This is a genomic window from Mesorhizobium sp. M0239 (genome assembly GCF_040321815.1).
Classification (GTDB): domain Bacteria; phylum Pseudomonadota; class Alphaproteobacteria; order Rhizobiales; family Rhizobiaceae; genus Mesorhizobium.
In genome coordinates this window covers 21,177-37,093 of sequence record NZ_JAMYSG010000001.1, presented here as the reverse complement: position 1 = coordinate 37,093, position 15,917 = coordinate 21,177, and the positions used below count along the sequence as shown (strand labels likewise).

At 63.3% G+C, this 15,917-nt stretch carries 15 protein-coding genes; 12 read left to right on the top strand and 3 right to left on the bottom strand.

The window, feature by feature from the left end:
• Positions 1-53: 53 nt before the first annotated feature.
• From NKI99_RS00170 to apnL, 8 genes are all read left to right on the top strand, one after another.
• Complete coding sequence (locus NKI99_RS00170; protein WP_013533053.1) at positions 54-728, top strand: GntR family transcriptional regulator; 675 nt, start codon at positions 54-56, stop codon at positions 726-728.
• A 290-nt stretch (positions 729-1,018) separates the two neighbouring features.
• Positions 1,019-1,846 (top strand): phosphogluconate dehydrogenase C-terminal domain-containing protein, encoded by an 828-nt coding sequence (locus NKI99_RS00165; protein ID WP_023808892.1) that lies wholly within the window; start codon positions 1,019-1,021, stop codon positions 1,844-1,846.
• A 327-nt stretch (positions 1,847-2,173) separates the two neighbouring features.
• Positions 2,174-3,115 (top strand): D-ribose ABC transporter substrate-binding protein, encoded by a 942-nt coding sequence (locus tag NKI99_RS00160; RefSeq protein WP_352609308.1) that lies wholly within the window; start codon positions 2,174-2,176, stop codon positions 3,113-3,115.
• A 95-nt stretch (positions 3,116-3,210) separates the two neighbouring features.
• Positions 3,211-3,855, top strand: a complete 645-nt coding sequence (locus NKI99_RS00155) for a DUF2291 family protein (protein WP_352609307.1) — start codon at positions 3,211-3,213, stop codon at positions 3,853-3,855.
• A complete protein-coding gene (locus NKI99_RS00150; RefSeq protein WP_023808895.1) occupies positions 3,852-5,408 on the top strand; it encodes a sugar ABC transporter ATP-binding protein in 1,557 nt (518 codons plus the stop codon). The genes NKI99_RS00155 and NKI99_RS00150 overlap by 4 nt, the downstream gene beginning before the upstream one ends.
• Positions 5,401-6,465, top strand: coding sequence for an ABC transporter permease (locus tag NKI99_RS00145; protein ID WP_023808896.1), 1,065 nt, complete (start codon positions 5,401-5,403; stop codon positions 6,463-6,465). Before NKI99_RS00150 ends, NKI99_RS00145 begins: the two co-directional genes overlap by 8 nt.
• Positions 6,466-6,467: 2 nt before the next feature.
• On the top strand, positions 6,468-7,502 hold the full coding sequence (locus tag NKI99_RS00140) for a Gfo/Idh/MocA family protein (protein ID WP_352609306.1): 1,035 nt from the start codon (positions 6,468-6,470) through the stop codon (positions 7,500-7,502).
• Positions 7,499-9,337, top strand: a complete 1,839-nt coding sequence (gene apnL, locus NKI99_RS00135; RefSeq protein WP_352609305.1) for a D-apionate lactonase — start codon at positions 7,499-7,501, stop codon at positions 9,335-9,337. The genes NKI99_RS00140 and apnL overlap by 4 nt, the downstream gene beginning before the upstream one ends.
• 2 nt (positions 9,338-9,339) lie before the next feature.
• Here the strand turns inward: apnL and NKI99_RS00130 are convergent, their stop codons facing one another.
• On the bottom strand, positions 9,340-10,053 hold the full coding sequence (locus tag NKI99_RS00130) for a transcriptional regulator NanR (RefSeq protein ID WP_023808899.1): 714 nt from the start codon (positions 10,051-10,053) through the stop codon (positions 9,340-9,342).
• A gap of 185 nt (positions 10,054-10,238) precedes the next feature.
• On the opposite strand from NKI99_RS00130, the gene oiaX reads away from it, so the two are divergent.
• From oiaX to dhaL, 4 genes are all read left to right on the top strand, one after another.
• Positions 10,239-11,489 (top strand): 3-oxo-isoapionate-4-phosphate decarboxylase OiaX, encoded by a 1,251-nt coding sequence (oiaX, locus tag NKI99_RS00125; protein WP_023808900.1) that lies wholly within the window; start codon positions 10,239-10,241, stop codon positions 11,487-11,489.
• 4 nt (positions 11,490-11,493) lie between these two features.
• Entirely contained in the window at positions 11,494-12,828 is a 1,335-nt protein-coding gene (locus tag NKI99_RS00120) for a four-carbon acid sugar kinase family protein (protein WP_023808901.1), read from the top strand.
• Positions 12,829-12,959: 131 nt separating this feature from the next.
• Positions 12,960-13,967 (top strand): dihydroxyacetone kinase subunit DhaK, encoded by a 1,008-nt coding sequence (locus NKI99_RS00115; RefSeq protein WP_023808902.1) that lies wholly within the window; start codon positions 12,960-12,962, stop codon positions 13,965-13,967.
• A gap of 27 nt (positions 13,968-13,994) precedes the next feature.
• Complete coding sequence (gene dhaL, locus NKI99_RS00110) at positions 13,995-14,636, top strand: dihydroxyacetone kinase subunit DhaL (protein ID WP_023808903.1); 642 nt, start codon at positions 13,995-13,997, stop codon at positions 14,634-14,636.
• A 22-nt stretch (positions 14,637-14,658) separates the two neighbouring features.
• On the opposite strand, the gene derI is transcribed toward dhaL, so the two are convergent.
• On the bottom strand, positions 14,659-15,096 hold the full coding sequence (gene derI / locus NKI99_RS00105; RefSeq protein ID WP_013533067.1) for a D-erythrulose-4-phosphate isomerase: 438 nt from the start codon (positions 15,094-15,096) through the stop codon (positions 14,659-14,661).
• 33 nt (positions 15,097-15,129) lie between these two features.
• Entirely contained in the window at positions 15,130-15,897 is a 768-nt protein-coding gene (locus NKI99_RS00100; RefSeq protein ID WP_023808904.1) for a triose-phosphate isomerase, read from the bottom strand.
• Between the last annotated feature and the right edge of the window lie 20 nt (positions 15,898-15,917).

Sequence of the window (15,917 nt, the reverse complement as noted above, 5' to 3'; positions counted from 1 at the left end):
TGCATTCCGACACAAGCAATAGTGTCGCCCTTGGGCGGGAAGGTTGACCGGAGATGGCTGGATCGGCGTTCAGGAAGCCTGGTGTCGAGATCATTCCACTGTCCAAGGAAACTCTGCAGGACCGGGTCTATAATCAGGTCACCGAACTGATCCTCGACGGCAGCATCGTACCGGGCGAGATGGTCACGGTTCAGAGCCTCGCCGACGCCTTTGGCGTCAGCCCGATGCCGGTCAGGGAAGCGCTGCGGCGCCTGACGGCAGCCAACGCGCTGACCGTGGTATCCGGGCGCTCCATTGGTATTCCGGCGCTCAGCCGCGAGCGGCTCACCGATTTGCGCAATGTACGTTTTGAGATAGAGGCCATCGCCGCCGGCTGGGCCTCACAGAACCGGAGTGATGCGGATCTTGCGATTTTCGCGCGCGATCTGGACTCGCTGGAACGCGCGAATGGCGCGGACGACGTAAAGGCCTATCTGAGGGCGAATTACACCTTCCACTTCGCAATCTACCGAGCAGCAGGATCCGAAACCCTGCTCAAGATCATCAAGGACCTATGGCTGCAGATCAGCCCCTATTTCAATATGCTGCATGGGTCCTACTCGACCGCGAACACATACCATCAACAGATGTTTGCGGCCCTGCGCGACCGGGACGAGCAGGCAGTTCAGGCGGCGGTTCGCGGCGATATCGATGCGGCTTTCGACATGCTGGTCGACCTTTTGAAGTAGCGCCCGGCCCCACCTCCAACCCCCAACAGATGCCTCCTATTTCTAGGGATGGCAGAGCAGCGCCCATGCGCACTCAGCGGGCAAGCGCGGGCTTCTTCTGGTGATCTAGAAATCGTATCCAGAGCGCGCCATCCATGGTTCTCGTGCTGGAGCTTGCCGTCGGCAGCCGATGACGCGGCGCACGCATCGCATGGTCATTATCAGATTGCCAAAATCTGGTAGCGTGATTATACCAGTTGATCAGTTGACGACGGGCGATGCCGTCGGCGAAGAACAGGAGTGGTGACCAGATGACAACGATTGCGCTGTTCGGGGCTGGCGGAAAAATGGGCTACCGCCTGTCGACCAACTTTCGCGGGTCGCCCTACACGATACGCCATGTCGAGGTCAGCGATGCCGGCCGCGAACGGCTGAAGACCGGACTGGGTTTCGATACGGTCAGTGCCGACGAGGCGCTCAAGGACGCCGATGTGGTGATCCTGGCCGTTCCCGACACGCATATCGGCAAGGTAGCGGCCAGCATCGAGAGCAAGCTGGTATCAGGCACGATGGTGGTGGTGCTAGACGCGGCAGCACCCTTCGCCGGCCATCTGCCGAAGCGGCCGGACCTCACCTATTTCGTCACCCACCCCTGCCATCCGCCGATCTTCAATGACGAGACGGACATGGCCGCGAAGAAGGACTATTTCGGCGGCGTGAAGGCCAAGCAGCATATGGTCAGCGCCCTGATGCAGGGGCCGGAAGAGGACTACGCCAAGGGCGAGGCGATCGCGAAGATCATATGGGCGCCGGTGATGCGTTCGCACCGCGTCAGCGTCGAACAGATGGCGCTGCTCGAGCCTGGCCTTTCGGAGACGGTGTGCGCCTCGTTGTTGGTGGTGATGAAGGAAGCCGTCGACGAAGTCGTGGCGCGCGGTGTCGACAAGCAGGCGGCGCTCGACTTCCTGCTCGGCCATATGAACGTGCTCGGCGCCGTCATCTTCGGCGAGACCAAGGGCGTTTTCTCGGACGCCTGCAACAAGGCGATCGAGTTCGGCAAGCCGGTGCTGATGCGTGACGACTGGAAGCGGGTGTTCGAACCGGAAGAGATCGCCGCCAGCATTCAGCGGATCACCTGAGAGAAGACAGGTGCTTGACGCAGCACCTCGAGGGCCCGGCCTGTCATTGCCGACCCTCGGTTTTGGTAGCTCATCAGGTACATGTCACCTGAATTAGTGGTTGACTCATCATACCAGTTGGCTTAGCTGTTCATGGCTCGGATCGACAGGGTTTCGCAGGGAGTTCGAAGCCTGGCGAGTGGAGGATGGCTGGGGAGCAACGATCCGCCTGGGGTAAGCCGGCAACGGTTTTTTGACCCAAGCGATCCGCGGCCCGCGCTGCCTGACGAGTTCGGATGCAGACGAAGCCATTGGCCGATCAAGGCAATTTTCAAACGGGAGGACTTCATGAAACTCACACGCAGAATGACGCTTGCGGCTTTCGCCGGCATGCTGGCGCTTGGCACGGCCGTGCCCGCCTACGCGGCGGATCTCATCGCCATCATCACGCCCTCGCACGACAATCCGTTCTTCAAGGCGGAAGCCGTCGGCGCCGAAGCCAAGGCCAAGGAACTCGGCTATGAGGCGCTGGTGCTGGTCCATGACGACGACGCCAACAAGCAGTCCGAGTTGATCGACACCGCAATCGGCCGCGGCGCCAAGGCGATCATCCTCGACAATGCCGGCGCCGACGCCACCGTCGCCGCCGTGCAAAAGGCCAAGGACGCAGGGATTCCGTCCTTCCTGATCGACCGCGAGATCAACGCCACCGGCGTCGCCGTGGCGCAGATCGTCTCCAACAACTACCAGGGTGCCCAGCTCGGCGCGCAGGAGTTCGTCAAACTGATGGGCGAGAAGGGCAATTTCGTCGAACTGGTCGGCAAGGAATCCGACACCAATGCCGGCATTCGTTCCAAGGGTTATCACGACGTCATCGATGACTATCCGGACCTGAAGATGGTTGCCCAGCAGTCGGCCAACTGGAGCCAGACGGAAGCCTATTCCAAGATGGAATCGATCCTGCAGGCCAACCCCGACATCAAGGGCGTGATCTCCGGCAACGACACGATGGCGATGGGCGCCTATGCGGCACTTGCCGCGGCGAACCGCAAGGACGTCATCGTCGTCGGCTTCGACGGATCGAACGACGTGCGCGACTCCATCACCGCCGGCGGTGTCAAGGCAACCGTGCTGCAGCCGGCCTTCGCGCAGGCGCAGATGGCGGTCGAGCAGGCCAACGACTTCATCAAGAACAAGAAGTCGCCGGCCAAGGAAAAGCAGTTGATGGACTGCGTTCTGATCAATGGCGACAATGCCGCCAAGCTGGAGACCTTCGCGCTGACGAACTGAGTCAGCGTGATTTCAATAGCGAGGGGCGAACATCGGTTTTCGCCCCTTGCCGCCATTTTCCGTGGGCCGCCCACGATGCTGAACGACAGGCCGCCATGCTGAACACCAAGCCGAACTGGCCGATCCTTACCGTGATGGTCGGCATCAGCCTGACCGCCTGCAAGATCCTGCCTACGAAATCGGAAGCCGGAGACAACGCTCCCGCCTTCAATCCAGACAAGATGGTCGAAGAGACATGGGCGGCAAAGGTCGTGCCCTATCTCCAGCAGAAAGCCGGACCGTTTGCGCAGGTTCACACCCTGGCGACAACCGATCCATCGGCTGCCGGCGCCAAATACGGCAATCCGAACAAGCAGGCGAATTCGCCTTGGACTTTCGCGGTTCGCCTGGAAGGCAAGATCGTCGCGGCCAACACGCAGTCGCGGGCGGCAACCGTCGACGTCGATGTCGACGGCGACGGCAAGGCCGATGCACGGGTGCAGATCGGACCGGCGGTGCGCGGCACCGCGCTGCGCGACAGCCTGGACTTCATCCAGTTCAACGACTTCACCAACCAGATCGACTTCGCCCAGTTCGGCAAGGCGTTCAACAGCTACACCGACAAGACGGTGCTGTCCAAGCTGCCGCGCGAGGCGCTGGAAGGCCGCAGTGCCAAAGTGCTGGGCGCCTATACGCTGGGGAGCGGCCAGGACCTGCCGCTGGTGACGCCGGCGGAGGCAGAGATCGGGCCGAAGCCATGAGCGCGACAGCAGAGCGCGAAATCATCCTGAAGCTGGAGGACGTCTCCAAGGTCTATTCTGGCACCGTTGCGGTCAAGCGCGCCAATTTCGAGGTGCGCAAGGGCGCGGTCAACGTGCTGGTCGGTGAAAACGGCGCCGGCAAGTCGACGCTGATGAAGATCATCGCCGGTGTGGAACGGCCGACCGCCGGCCGCATCCTGCTGGAAGGCGAAGAGGTTTCCTTCTCGTCATCCGGTGATGCGGTGAACCGTGGCATCGGCATGGTGTTCCAGGAGTTGAACCTGTTCGGCAACATGAGCGTCGCCGAGAATATTTTCGCCACCCGGGAGATCACCAACCGCTTCGGCAAGATCGACCGCAAGGAACAGGAGCGCCGTGCGGCTGAATTTCTGGAACGCCTGCAAGCCGGCATACGGCCCGACATGCTGGTCGAGGATTTGCGCATCGGCCAGCAGCAGTTGGTCGAGATCGCCAAGGCGGTTTCGCTCGATGCGCGAATCCTGATCATGGACGAGCCGACCTCGGCGCTGAGCGCTGCGGAGGTCGAGATCCTGTTCAAGGTGATCGCCGACCTCAAGGCGCGCGGCGTGGCCATCGTCTACATCTCGCACCGGCTGGAAGAGCTGATCCGCATCGGCGACTACATCACCGTGCTGCGCGACGGCCGCATCACCGGCCAGGAGGAGATGAAGAACGTCGACACGCAATGGATCGTTCGCCAGATGATCGGTTCCGACGCCAAGGATTTCGCCAAGGCTGACGGCCATCTTCCGGGCGAGGAGATCTTTCGAGCCGAGGACATCTGCCTGCCGCGCGCTATCGGCGGGCTTGCCGTCGACCATGTCTCGCTGTCGCTGCGCGCCGGCGAGATCCTCGGCATCTACGGCCTGATGGGCGCCGGTCGCAGCGAATTGTTCGACTGCATCATGGGCCGCCACGGCCATTCGACAGGCGCGATCTTCATTGGCGGTAAAAAGGTCAAGGAGCGCGACACGACGCGGCGCATCCGGCGTGGCCTGGCATTGATCCCCGAGGATCGCCAGCGCGAAGGGCTGGTGTCGATCCTCTCGGTCGCCAGCAATCTGACGCTAGCCAGCCTGTCGCGATTTGCCCGCCTGTTCCATATCCGTGGCGCCGACGAAAGGCAGGCGGTGACGCAGATGGTGCGGGAACTGGCGATCAAGGTCGCCGACCCGGCGCAGGAAGTGTCTTCGCTGTCGGGCGGCAACCAGCAGAAGGTGGTGATCGGCAAGGCGCTGCTCACCGAACCCAAGGTGCTGCTAATGGACGAACCCAGCCGAGGCATCGATGTCGGCGCCAAGGCAGACGTCTTCCGCACCATGCGCAAACTGTCCCGCGACGGATTGGGGATTTTGTTCGCCACCTCCGACCTCGATGAGGTGATGGCGCTGTCCGACCGCATCGCGGTGATGAGCAACGGAAAACTGACCGGCATGTTCGACCGTGCCGAGGCGACGGAGGCGGCACTCGTCGCTGCTTCGGCGCTTGGCCACGGACCGGTCCCACACACGGAGAGCACCGCCCATGACTGACATCCCAGCCAAGGCGGCCGCTCATTCCGCTTCCAGCGGCTCCGTGCTGTTGACGCTGATGAAGCTCAGGACCTTCATCGCGCTTATCGCCGTGCTGATCTTCTTCTCGATCGCGGCGCCGAATTTCCTGTCGACCGCCAATCTGATCCTGATGTCGAAGCACGTGGCGCTGAACGCGTTCCTGGCGATGGGCATGACCTTCGTCATCATCACCGGCGGCATCGACCTTTCGGTCGGCTCGATCGTCGGCCTGTGCGGCATGGTGGCCGGCTATCTCGTGCTCAATGGCATCGACCTGCAGATCGGCTACACCATCTATTTCAACGTCTTCGAGATCGCGCTGATCACGCTTGCCGTCGGCATATTGATCGGCGCCGTCAACGGCTTGCTGATCACCCGGCTGAACGTCGCGCCGTTCATCGCCACGCTTGGCGTGCTCTATGTCGCGCGCGGCCTGGCGCTGCTGTCGTCGGATGGCCGCACCTTTCCCAACCTCGTCGGCAAGCCGGAGCTTGGCACCACCGGTTTCGGTTTCCTCGGTGCAGGCCGGCTGCTTGGCCTGCCGGTGGCGATCTGGATCCTGATCGTCGTTGCACTGGGAGCCGCCTATCTCGCCAAATACACACCGCTCGGCCGCCATATCTTCGCCGTCGGCGGCAATGAACGGGCGTCGCGGATTTCGGGCGTCCGTGTCAACATGGTGAAGATGTTCGTCTATATGTTCTCCGGTTTCTGCGCGGCGATCGTCGGCCTGATCATCTCGTCCGAGCTGATGGCCTCGCATCCGGCAACAGGCGAAAGTTTCGAGCTCAACGCCATTGCGGCGGCGGTGCTCGGCGGTACCTCGATGTCGGGCGGGCGCGGCACGATCGGCGGCACCATCGTCGGCGCCTTCGTCATCGGCATTCTTTCGGACGGGTTGGTGATGATGGGTGTGAGTTCGTTCTGGCAAATGGTGATCAAGGGTCTCGTCATCATCGTCGCCGTTGTCGTCGACCAGGCACAACGCCGGCTTCAACAGCGCGTCACCTTGATGCAGATGGCGAAGGCGGGTTGAGCATGGCGGAGTTGCGTGGAGCGCTGATCGGCTGCGGCTTCTTTGCCGTCAACCAGATGCACGCCTGGCGCGGCATTGCGGGCGCTTCGATCGTTGCTATCTGCGACCGTGACCCGGAACGGCTCAAGATCGTCGGCGACCAGTTCGGCATAGCGAAGCGCTATACCGATGCGGCGGAACTTTTTGCCGGCGAAAGCCTGGACTTCGTCGACATCGCCACCACCGCGCCCAGCCATCGTCCGCTTGTCGAAATGGCGGCCGCTCATCGCGTTCCGGTGATCTGCCAAAAGCCGTTCGCGCCGACGCTCGCCGACGCCAAGGCAATGGTCGGGGCATGCGCGGAAGCCGGCGTGCCGCTGATGGTGCATGAGAATTTTCGCTGGCAGTCGCCGATCCAGGCGGTGCGCGCCGTGCTCGACAGCGGCGAGATCGGCACGTCTTTCTTCGGGCGCATCTCCTTCCGCTCCGGCTATGACGTGTTTTCCGGCCAGCCCTATCTAGCGACGGGAAAGCGCTTCATCATCGAGGACCTCGGCATCCATATCCTCGATATCGCCCGCTTCCTGCTCGGCGACGTCTCGACCATCACGTCGCGAACCGCCCGCGTCAATCCTAGTATCGCGGGCGAGGATGTGGCGACGATGCTTCTGGACCACAAGAGCGGCGCGACCTCCGTGGTCGACTGCAGCTATGCGACGAAGCTTGCCACCGAGCCGTTTCCCGAGACGCTGATCGAGATCGACGGCAGCGACGGAACGATCCGGCTGGCGCAGGGATACCGGCTCACCGTCACCGGCAAGAACGGCACGGTCGTCACCGACGTCTCGCCGCCGCTGCTGCCATGGGCGTCGCGGCCCTGGCATAACATTCAGGAAAGCGTCGTCGCCATCCAGCAGCATTGGGTAGACTGCCTGGCGAAGGGAATCGAACCGGCGACCTCGGGCGCCGACAATCTCAAGACGTTCGCACTGGTCGAGGCGGCTTACACCGGTGCCGCGAGCCGGCAACCGGTGCAGCTCGACGCCTTGCTTAAATGACCGCCGACGCATTCCTGCTCTACGGAACGCATGCCGTCGAGGCCGAACCAATCAGGCTACGCGCAGGCGCGCTCAGCGCCGACTTCGTCAACGGCAATCTGCGCACCATCCGGCATGGCGGCACCGAGGTGCTGCGCGCCATCGCCTATATCGTGCGTGACCGCGACTGGGGCACCTATGAGCCAAATTTGACGGACCTGATCATCAACCAGGCGGCCGACGCTTTTTCGGTCAGCTATTCGGCAAGCTGCCTGGCCCCCGATGGAAGCCGGCTCGGCTTCCGCGCCACCATCAAAGGCTCTGCCGATAGCCATCTGGCCTTCGAGGTCAGCGCCCTTCCCGAAAGCGATTTCGAAACCAACCGCTGCGGCTTCTGCATCCTGCATCCTATCGCCGACCTCGCCGGCAGCCCGGTCAAGGTCGAGCATACGGACGGCAGCGTGGAGGCGACAAAGCTTCCCGAACTGATAGACCCCTGGCAGCCTTTCAAGGATATCCGCGCCATCACCCATCAGGTTCGGCCTGGCGTCACCGCCGAATGCCGGATGGAAGGCGATACTTTCGAAATGGAGGACCAGCGCAACTGGTCTGACGCATCCTACAAGACCTATGTGCGGCCGCTGGCGCTGCCATGGCCGTATGTGCTGCCTGCCGGCCAAACCCTGCGCCAGACGATCAGCCTGCGCATCGCAGGTGAAGGCAAAGCACCGGCTGCCACCGTGACCAGCGAACCGGTCCGCGTTGGACTCGGCGAGGTCGGGCCAAGGCTGCCCGATGTCGGCGTGGTCATCTATCCCGAGGATGTCGAGACGGCGCTGGCGAACCTCTCCACGCTGGCGGCACTCGGCCCACAACAGCTGCTGTTTCACTACGATCCGACGCGTGGCCACGGGCTCGACGCCTTGCGCGCTTTCGCCCGACTGGCAACTGCCTACGCAGCCGAAACGACCCTCGAATGCGTCGTTGCCTGCGCTGGCGATCTCGACGCCGAGATGTCAGGTGTCGCCGGCCTGGTGCGCGAGGCCGGGCTAAAACTCTCGGCCATTGCCGTGTCGCCTTCGGTCGACCGGCAGTCGACACCGCCGGGCAGCACGTGGCCGGACTGTCCGCCGCTCGAGAACGTTTACGCGGCCGCGCGGCGCGCCTTTCCGGACATCCGGCTCGGCGGCGGCATGTTCAGCTATTTCACCGAACTCAACCGCAAGCGCGTGCCGGAGGACCAGCTCGATTTCGTCACCCATTGTACTTGCCCGATCGTTCACGCCGCCGACGATCTCAGCATCATGCAATCGCTGGAGGCGCTGCCTTTCATCACCCAATCGGCGCGGGCGATCTTCGGGGCGAAACCCTATCGGATCGGACCATCGACGATTGCCATGCGGCAGAACCCCTATGGCGGCGCGACCAAGCCCAATCCCGGGGGACAGCGCATCGCCATGGCCGACCGAGACCCGCGCCATGCCGGCCAGTTCGCGGCGGCATGGACGATCGGCTATGCCGCGCGCATCGCGCCCGCTGGGCTGGAACAGCTCACGCTCTCCAGCTTCACCGGACCGTTCGGCGTGCTGGCGTCATTTGGAGAACCCGTCGCGGAAGGAACACCCCGGCCGCTCTTCAGGGCCATCAAGGGGCTTTGCGAACTGGCCGGCCTTGCGCATGTGTCGGCAAGGACGAGCGATGAGACCAAGGTGCTGGCGCTGGCCGGGCGCTCCGCCTCGGGCAAGACAATCGCGTGGCTGGCGAACCTGACGGCGGACGAAGTGCCGGTCGACATTTCGGCTTTTGGCCGCGGCCATCTCGTGATGACGCCTTACGCGATCACCCGGCTCGGCTGAAGTTACTTTTCGGAATTCATCACATAGAGCGCGCGCGAGCGTTCGAGATGCTTGATCATCGCCTTCTCGGCGCCATCCGCATCCTTTTTCTCGATGCGGCCGATGATCTCTTCGTGCTCGGTCAGCGTGAACTTTTCCTTGCCGGTCCAGATCAGCATTTCGGTGTGGTATTCCTTCAGCCAGCCGAGCATCGCCTCACTAACGGCGACATAGATCGGATTGCCTGAGATCGCGGCGATCTGGGTATGGAATTTCATGTCGGCGGAGATGAAGGCTTCGGAATCGCCACGGAAGCCGCGCTGTTCGGCAACGGTGGCCCTGAGGCGCTGCACATCCTCGGCGGTGGCCTTTTCGGCGGCTTCCCTGACCATGCCGCGCTCGAAGAAGATGCGCGCGGTCTTCAGGTGCTCAAGCGTGTCCTTCGATGACGACAGGATGATCTTGGCGGCGCCATCGACCTGCTTGATGATCGACTTTGCCGTGAGCTGCAGCACCTTGGCGCGCTCGCCATGCGAGATCGCGACCAGGCCCATATTGCTCAGCGCCTGCATCGCCTCGCGAATCGCCGGCCTGCCGACCTCGAAGCGCTCCATCAGTTCGCGCTCCGACGGCATGTCGTCACCCGGCATCAATTCGCCGCTGGTGATCAGGCGCTTCAGCCGCAAGAAGACCTCGTCGGAAAGCTTGCGCCGGACAATCGGTTCCGAACGGTTCATCGTCGCGAATCACTCCCTTGAGCCGGCCCTATCTAACACTGCCGCCACATTTCCCGGAAATTGCCGCCTGTCGATCTGCCTAAAACTTCTAGCCGGATATGCCTTGCAATACTTATGTACTCATTATACCAGATTTAGAACACCGGTGAACCTTTTTCGAACGCCTCGGCTTAAGACAGCAGACCATGATCACCCTCACCTATCGCATCGAAACGCCTGGAAGCATCGAAGCGTTGGCCGCCAAGATCGCCAGCGACCAGTCGACCGGCACCTTCGTCGCGCTGCCCGGCGAGACCGAAGAGCTGAAGGCCCGGGTGGCGGCGCGCGTGCTGGCGATCCGGCCTCTGCCCGATGCCGAGCGGCCGTCACTTCCCGATGACGGCAGCGGGCCGTTCAAACGCGCCGATGTCGACATCGCCTTTCCGTTCGATGCCATCGGCACCGACCTTTCGGCGCTGATGACCATCGCCATCGGCGGCACCTATTCGATCAAGGGCCTCACCGGGATCCGCGTCGTCGACATGAAGCTGCCGGAGGATTTTCGCGGCGCGCATCCCGGCCCACAGTTCGGTGTCGCCGGCAGCCGCCGACTGACCGGTGTGACGGACCGCCCGATCATCGGCACCATCGTCAAGCCGGCGCTCGGGCTGCGGCCGCACGAGACGGCGGCAATGGTGGCGGAACTGATCGCCGCCGGCGTCGATTTCATCAAGGATGACGAGAAGCTGATGAGCCCGGCCTATTCGCCGCTGTCGGAGCGGGTGAAGGCAATCATGCCGCTGATCCTCGACCATAAGCAGAAGACCGGCAAGAAAGTGATGTATGCCTTCGGCATTTCGCATGCCGACCCGGATGAGATGATGCGCAACCACGATCTGGTGGCGAAGGCCGGCGGCAATTGCGCTGTTGTCAACATCAATTCGATCGGGCTCAGTGGCATGGCGTTCCTGAGGAAGCGCTCCAGTCTGGTGCTGCATGCTCACCGCAACGGCTGGGACATCCTCACCCGGCACCCCGGGCTAGGTATGGGCTTCAAGGTCTGGCAGCAATTCTGGCGACTGCTCGGCGTCGACCAATTCCAGATCAACGGCATCGCCTCGAAATATTGGGAGCCGGATGACTCCTTCGTCGAGTCGTTCAAGGCGGTGACGACGCCGATCTTCTCACCTGAGGACTGCGCCTTGCCGGTCGCCGGCTCCGGCCAGTGGGGCGGGCAGGCGCCCGAGACATATGCGCGGACCGGCCGGACCGTCGATCTTCTCTATCTCTGCGGCGGTGGCATCGTCAGCCATCCGGACGGGCCGGGCGCCGGCGTGCGTGCCGTGCAGCAAGCCTGGCAGGCGGCGGTCGACGGCATTCCGCTTGCCGACTTCGCCCTGAACCACCCTGAACTGGCGCGGTCGATCGAAAAATTCGGCGACGGCAAGGCAGCCTGAAGCCATGCAGAACCTGCTTCTCAGCTATTATGGCGACGACCTGACCGGCTCGACCGATGTCATGGAGGCGCTTGAGCTCGGCGGCGTGCCGACCGTGCTGTTCATGCGCCAGCCGGACGATGCCTTGCTTTCGCGGTTTGCCCATTGCCGGGCGATCGGCCTCGCCGGCACCAGCCGCAGCGAGACGCCGCAGTGGATGGACATGCATCTGCGCGATGCCTTTGCCTGGCTGAAGACACTCAACGCCGCGATCTGCCACTACAAGGTTTGCTCGACCTTCGATTCCAGCCCAACGGTCGGCAGCATCGGCCGGGCCATCGAGGTCGGCCGCTCGGTGTTCGCGCAGGATAGTGTGCCGCTGCTGGTCGGCGCGCCGCAGCTCAAGCGCTACACCGCCTTCGGCCATCTATTCGCCGCCTATCGCGACCAATATTTCCGCATCGATCGCCACCCTGTGATGAGCCGCCATCCGACGACGCCGATGGATGAGGCCGATCTCCTGATCCATCTGTCGCGGCAGACGGCGCTGAGCTCCGGGCTGATCGACCTTGCAACGCTGCAGTCCGCGTCGCGATCGGCCGCGTTCGATCGCCTGACCGGAAACGGCACCCCCATCGTGCTTCTCGATGTCGACAATCTGGAAACGCAGGCTCTGGCCGGCAAGGAGATCTGGCGCGTTCGCAAGCCAGGCGGTTCTTTTGTCGTCGGCTCGTCCGGGGTCGAGTATGCATTGCTGGCCGAATGGGCGTCGAATGACATTGTCGGCGCTGGACAAGGTTTTACGCCGCCGGGCGCAGCCGAGCGGATAGCCGTCGTGTCGGGCAGTTGTTCGCCGACCACCGAGCGGCAGATCCGGCATGCCCTGACCGACGGTTTCGACGGCATCGAGGTCGATCCCGTCGAGCTGGTTTCGGAGTCTTCGCAGCAGGCGATCGCGCGCGCAACGGCAAGCGGCCGTGCCAGTCTGCAAGCCGGGCGCAGCGTCATCCTCTACACCGCGCTTGGCCCCGATGCCGACAGGGGCGCCGAAATCGACCGGCAGGAAGGCGCCCGCCACAGGCTTGGCCGCGGCCTTGGAGAAATCCTTCGCAGCCTGACGATCGAACAGAATTTGCGGCGCGTGGTCATTGCCGGCGGCGACACGTCGAGCCACGCACTCGGCGAGATGGGTGTCGATGCCCTGACAATTCGCATGCCGCTGCCCGCTTCGCCTGGCTCGCCGCTCTGCGTTGCCCACTCGCGCGTCAAGGCGATCGACGGCTTGGAGGTCGCGCTCAAGGGCGGCCAGGTCGGAACCGATCGCTATTTCTCAGCCATCCGCGACGGCCTCGGCACTTGAACCAGCCGACACCTGGATTTCAGGAGCCGCTGTGCGAGAGCACTTCAACACGCGAAATGCGCCTTGCCGGGTGGAAATCCCGGTAACACCCGGTACTATCTGCGAAAATGCCGAAATCGGGAGGACGTCGGGTGCAGACCAAGAAGATCATCAACGATGGCAACCGCGCCGTTGACGAGATGCTGGAAGGCATCCTGGCAGCGCATCCCCGCCATCTCAAAAGCGTGGACGGCAGTCCACGCTCCATCATCGCCCGCGACGGACCGCGCCAGGGCAAGGTGGGCCTCGTGATTGGCGGCGGTTCGGGCCACGAGCCGAGCTTTCTCGGCTTTGTCGGCAAGGGATTGGCTGACGCTGCGGCCATCGGCAATGTCTTTGCCTCGCCGCCGCCGGACCCGATCCTCGAATGCGCCAAGGCAGTCAGCGGCGGCGCCGGCGTGCTCTTCATGTACGGCAATTATGCCGGCGACGTGATGAATTTCGACATGGCGGCCGAGATGGCCGCCATGGACGACATCGAGGTGCGCACGGTGCTGAGCACCGACGACGTCGCCTCGGCACCGCGCGACCAGCGGCACAAGAGGCGCGGCGTCGCCGGCAATTTCTTCATCTTCAAGGCGGCCGGCGCCGCCTGCGACCGGATGTTGTCCTTCGACGAATGCGAGCGCGTCGCCGGCAAGGCCAACGACCATACCTTCACCATGGGCGTGGCGCTGTCGCCCTGTTCGCTGCCGCAGACCCGCCGGCCGAATTTCGAGATCGGCCCGGACGAGATGGAGATCGGCATGGGCATCCACGGCGAGCCCGGCATCGCGCGCGAAAAGTTGAAAACAGCCGACGAGATCACCGACGAGATGCTGGACAGGATTCTCGACGAGATGGCGCCGGCGCGCGGCGACAAGGTCGCGGTGCTCGTCAATTCGCTGGGCTCGACGCCGCTGATGGAACTCTACATCATGAACCGGCGCGTGAAGCAGAGGCTCGATGAGATCGGTGTGTCCATACACGCAAGCTGGGTCGGCAATTACTGCACCTCGCTCGAAATGGCCGGGGCCTCGATCACTCTGCATCGGCTGGACGGCGAGTTGCAGACGATGCTGGACCACCCCTGCGACTGCGCCATGTTTCGCGCCGGCTAAACCCACTTCTGTGGCAAGGACTAAGACATGACGACAATCGACACCGCCCGCCTTGTCGCGATGTTCGCGGCGATCGCAACCGCCATGTCGGCCGACAGGGACCGACTATGCGCGCTTGACGGAGTTATCGGCGACGCCGACCACGGCATCGCGATGGAGCTTGGATTTTCCGCGGCACGCGATGCAGTCGCCGCACTGGACACCGAGGCCACTGATCCGACCACCTTGCTGAACACGGCGGCAAAGTCGTTCCTGAATGCGGTTGGCGCCTCCTCCGGTCCGCTCTATGCGACCGCGTTCATGCGCGCCGCGGCAGCCGTCAAGGGCAAGACGACGCTCGACGACGCGGACGTGGTCACTCTGTTCCAGGCGATGGCCAAAGGCATTCAGGATCGCGGCAAGGCCGAGCCAGGCGAAAAGACGATGATCGATGCATGGGCGCCGGCTGCGCAGGCGGCGGGCGAAGCGCTGACCTCCGGCAAGGATCTGGCGGGCAGTCTCGAAGCTGCTGCACAAGCGGCAAACGCCGGCGCGGAGGCGACCAAGTCGATGGTCGCCACCAAGGGCCGGGCATCGCGCCTCGGCGAACGCTCGCTTGGCCACATGGACCCGGGCGCCGCCTCCGCCGTGACCGTGATCGAGGCGATGCGGGTCGCCTTGACCACCTGATCAGTAACGGGCCTTCCGCGCCTCAGCGCTTGGCGTCGAGCTTGTCGATGGCCTGCACGTTTGTGGCGGAGGGGCCATTCGGATCGAACTCCGAGGCCAACCATGCGTCGGCGATCGATTTCGCCAGTTCGGGACCGATGACGCGGGCGCCCATGGTGATGATCTGGGCGTTATTGGACTTGGCGGCGCGCTCAGCGGAATAGGTGTCGTGGGTCAATGCGGCGCGAATGCCCGGGACCTTGTTGGCGGAGATGCTGACGCCGATGCCGGTGCCGCAAAACAGGATGGCCCGGTCGTAATTGCCGTCGAGAATTTCGTGGCCGACCGAGGCGGCGATATCGGCGTAGAATCCGGCCTGGCTTAGGTCGACGACCTGCAGTTCCGGCTTGGTGGCGAGATGCTTGGCGATGACGTCGAGCAACGGCTTGCCGGCGCTGTCGGCTCCGAGTGCGATCTTCATGATGATGAGCTCCTTTGCTTGGTCTTTTAGCGGTCAGCGCGCGATGGCGGCCGACGCCTTTTTCAGAATGTCGATATAGCCTTCCGCTTGCCACGCCGAGCGGCCGATGAACAGGCCATCGATATGCGGCTGGCCGATGAGTTCGGCCGCGTTGCCGGGATTGACGCTGCCGCCGTAAAGCACAGGCGGGGCAGCCGGCAGCCGGTCGGCGGCAACCTGCTTGATCAGCGCCTGCTGCCTGTCGGCATAGTCGGCGCTGGCGGGAATGCCCTTCTCGCCGATCGCCCAGACGGGCTCGTAGGCAAAGAGGATTTCAGCCTTCAGTTGATCGCCGCTCAGCTCTTGCAGCGCGCCGAGAACCTGTGCCGTCAACACCGCCTCGGCGCGGCCTGATTCACGCTCAGCCAGCGTCTCGCCGACGCAAATCAGCGGCACGAACCCGTGCCTGACAGCGGCCGCCGTTTTCAGTCCCACAGTCGCGTCCGTTTCGCCGAAATGCTCGCGACGCTCGCTATGGCCGAGTTCGATCACATCCAGCCCACAGTCTTTCAGCATCACTGGCGAGATCTCTCCCGTCCAGGCACCGGCGTCGGCCCAATGCATGTTCTGGGCGCCGACTTTCACGCGGGTGTTGGCCAGCGCCGCTTTGACCTGGCGCGCGGCGGTGAACGGCGGAATGACGAAAGGCTGTATCGCCTGATCGAAGTCAGGCACGAAGGCCGCCAACGCATCGGCGAACTGCAGCGCCTCGGCAAGCGTCTTGTTCATCTTCCAGCTCGTGCCGACCCAATATGGGGTCATTCTTTTCTCCTTCAACGCGC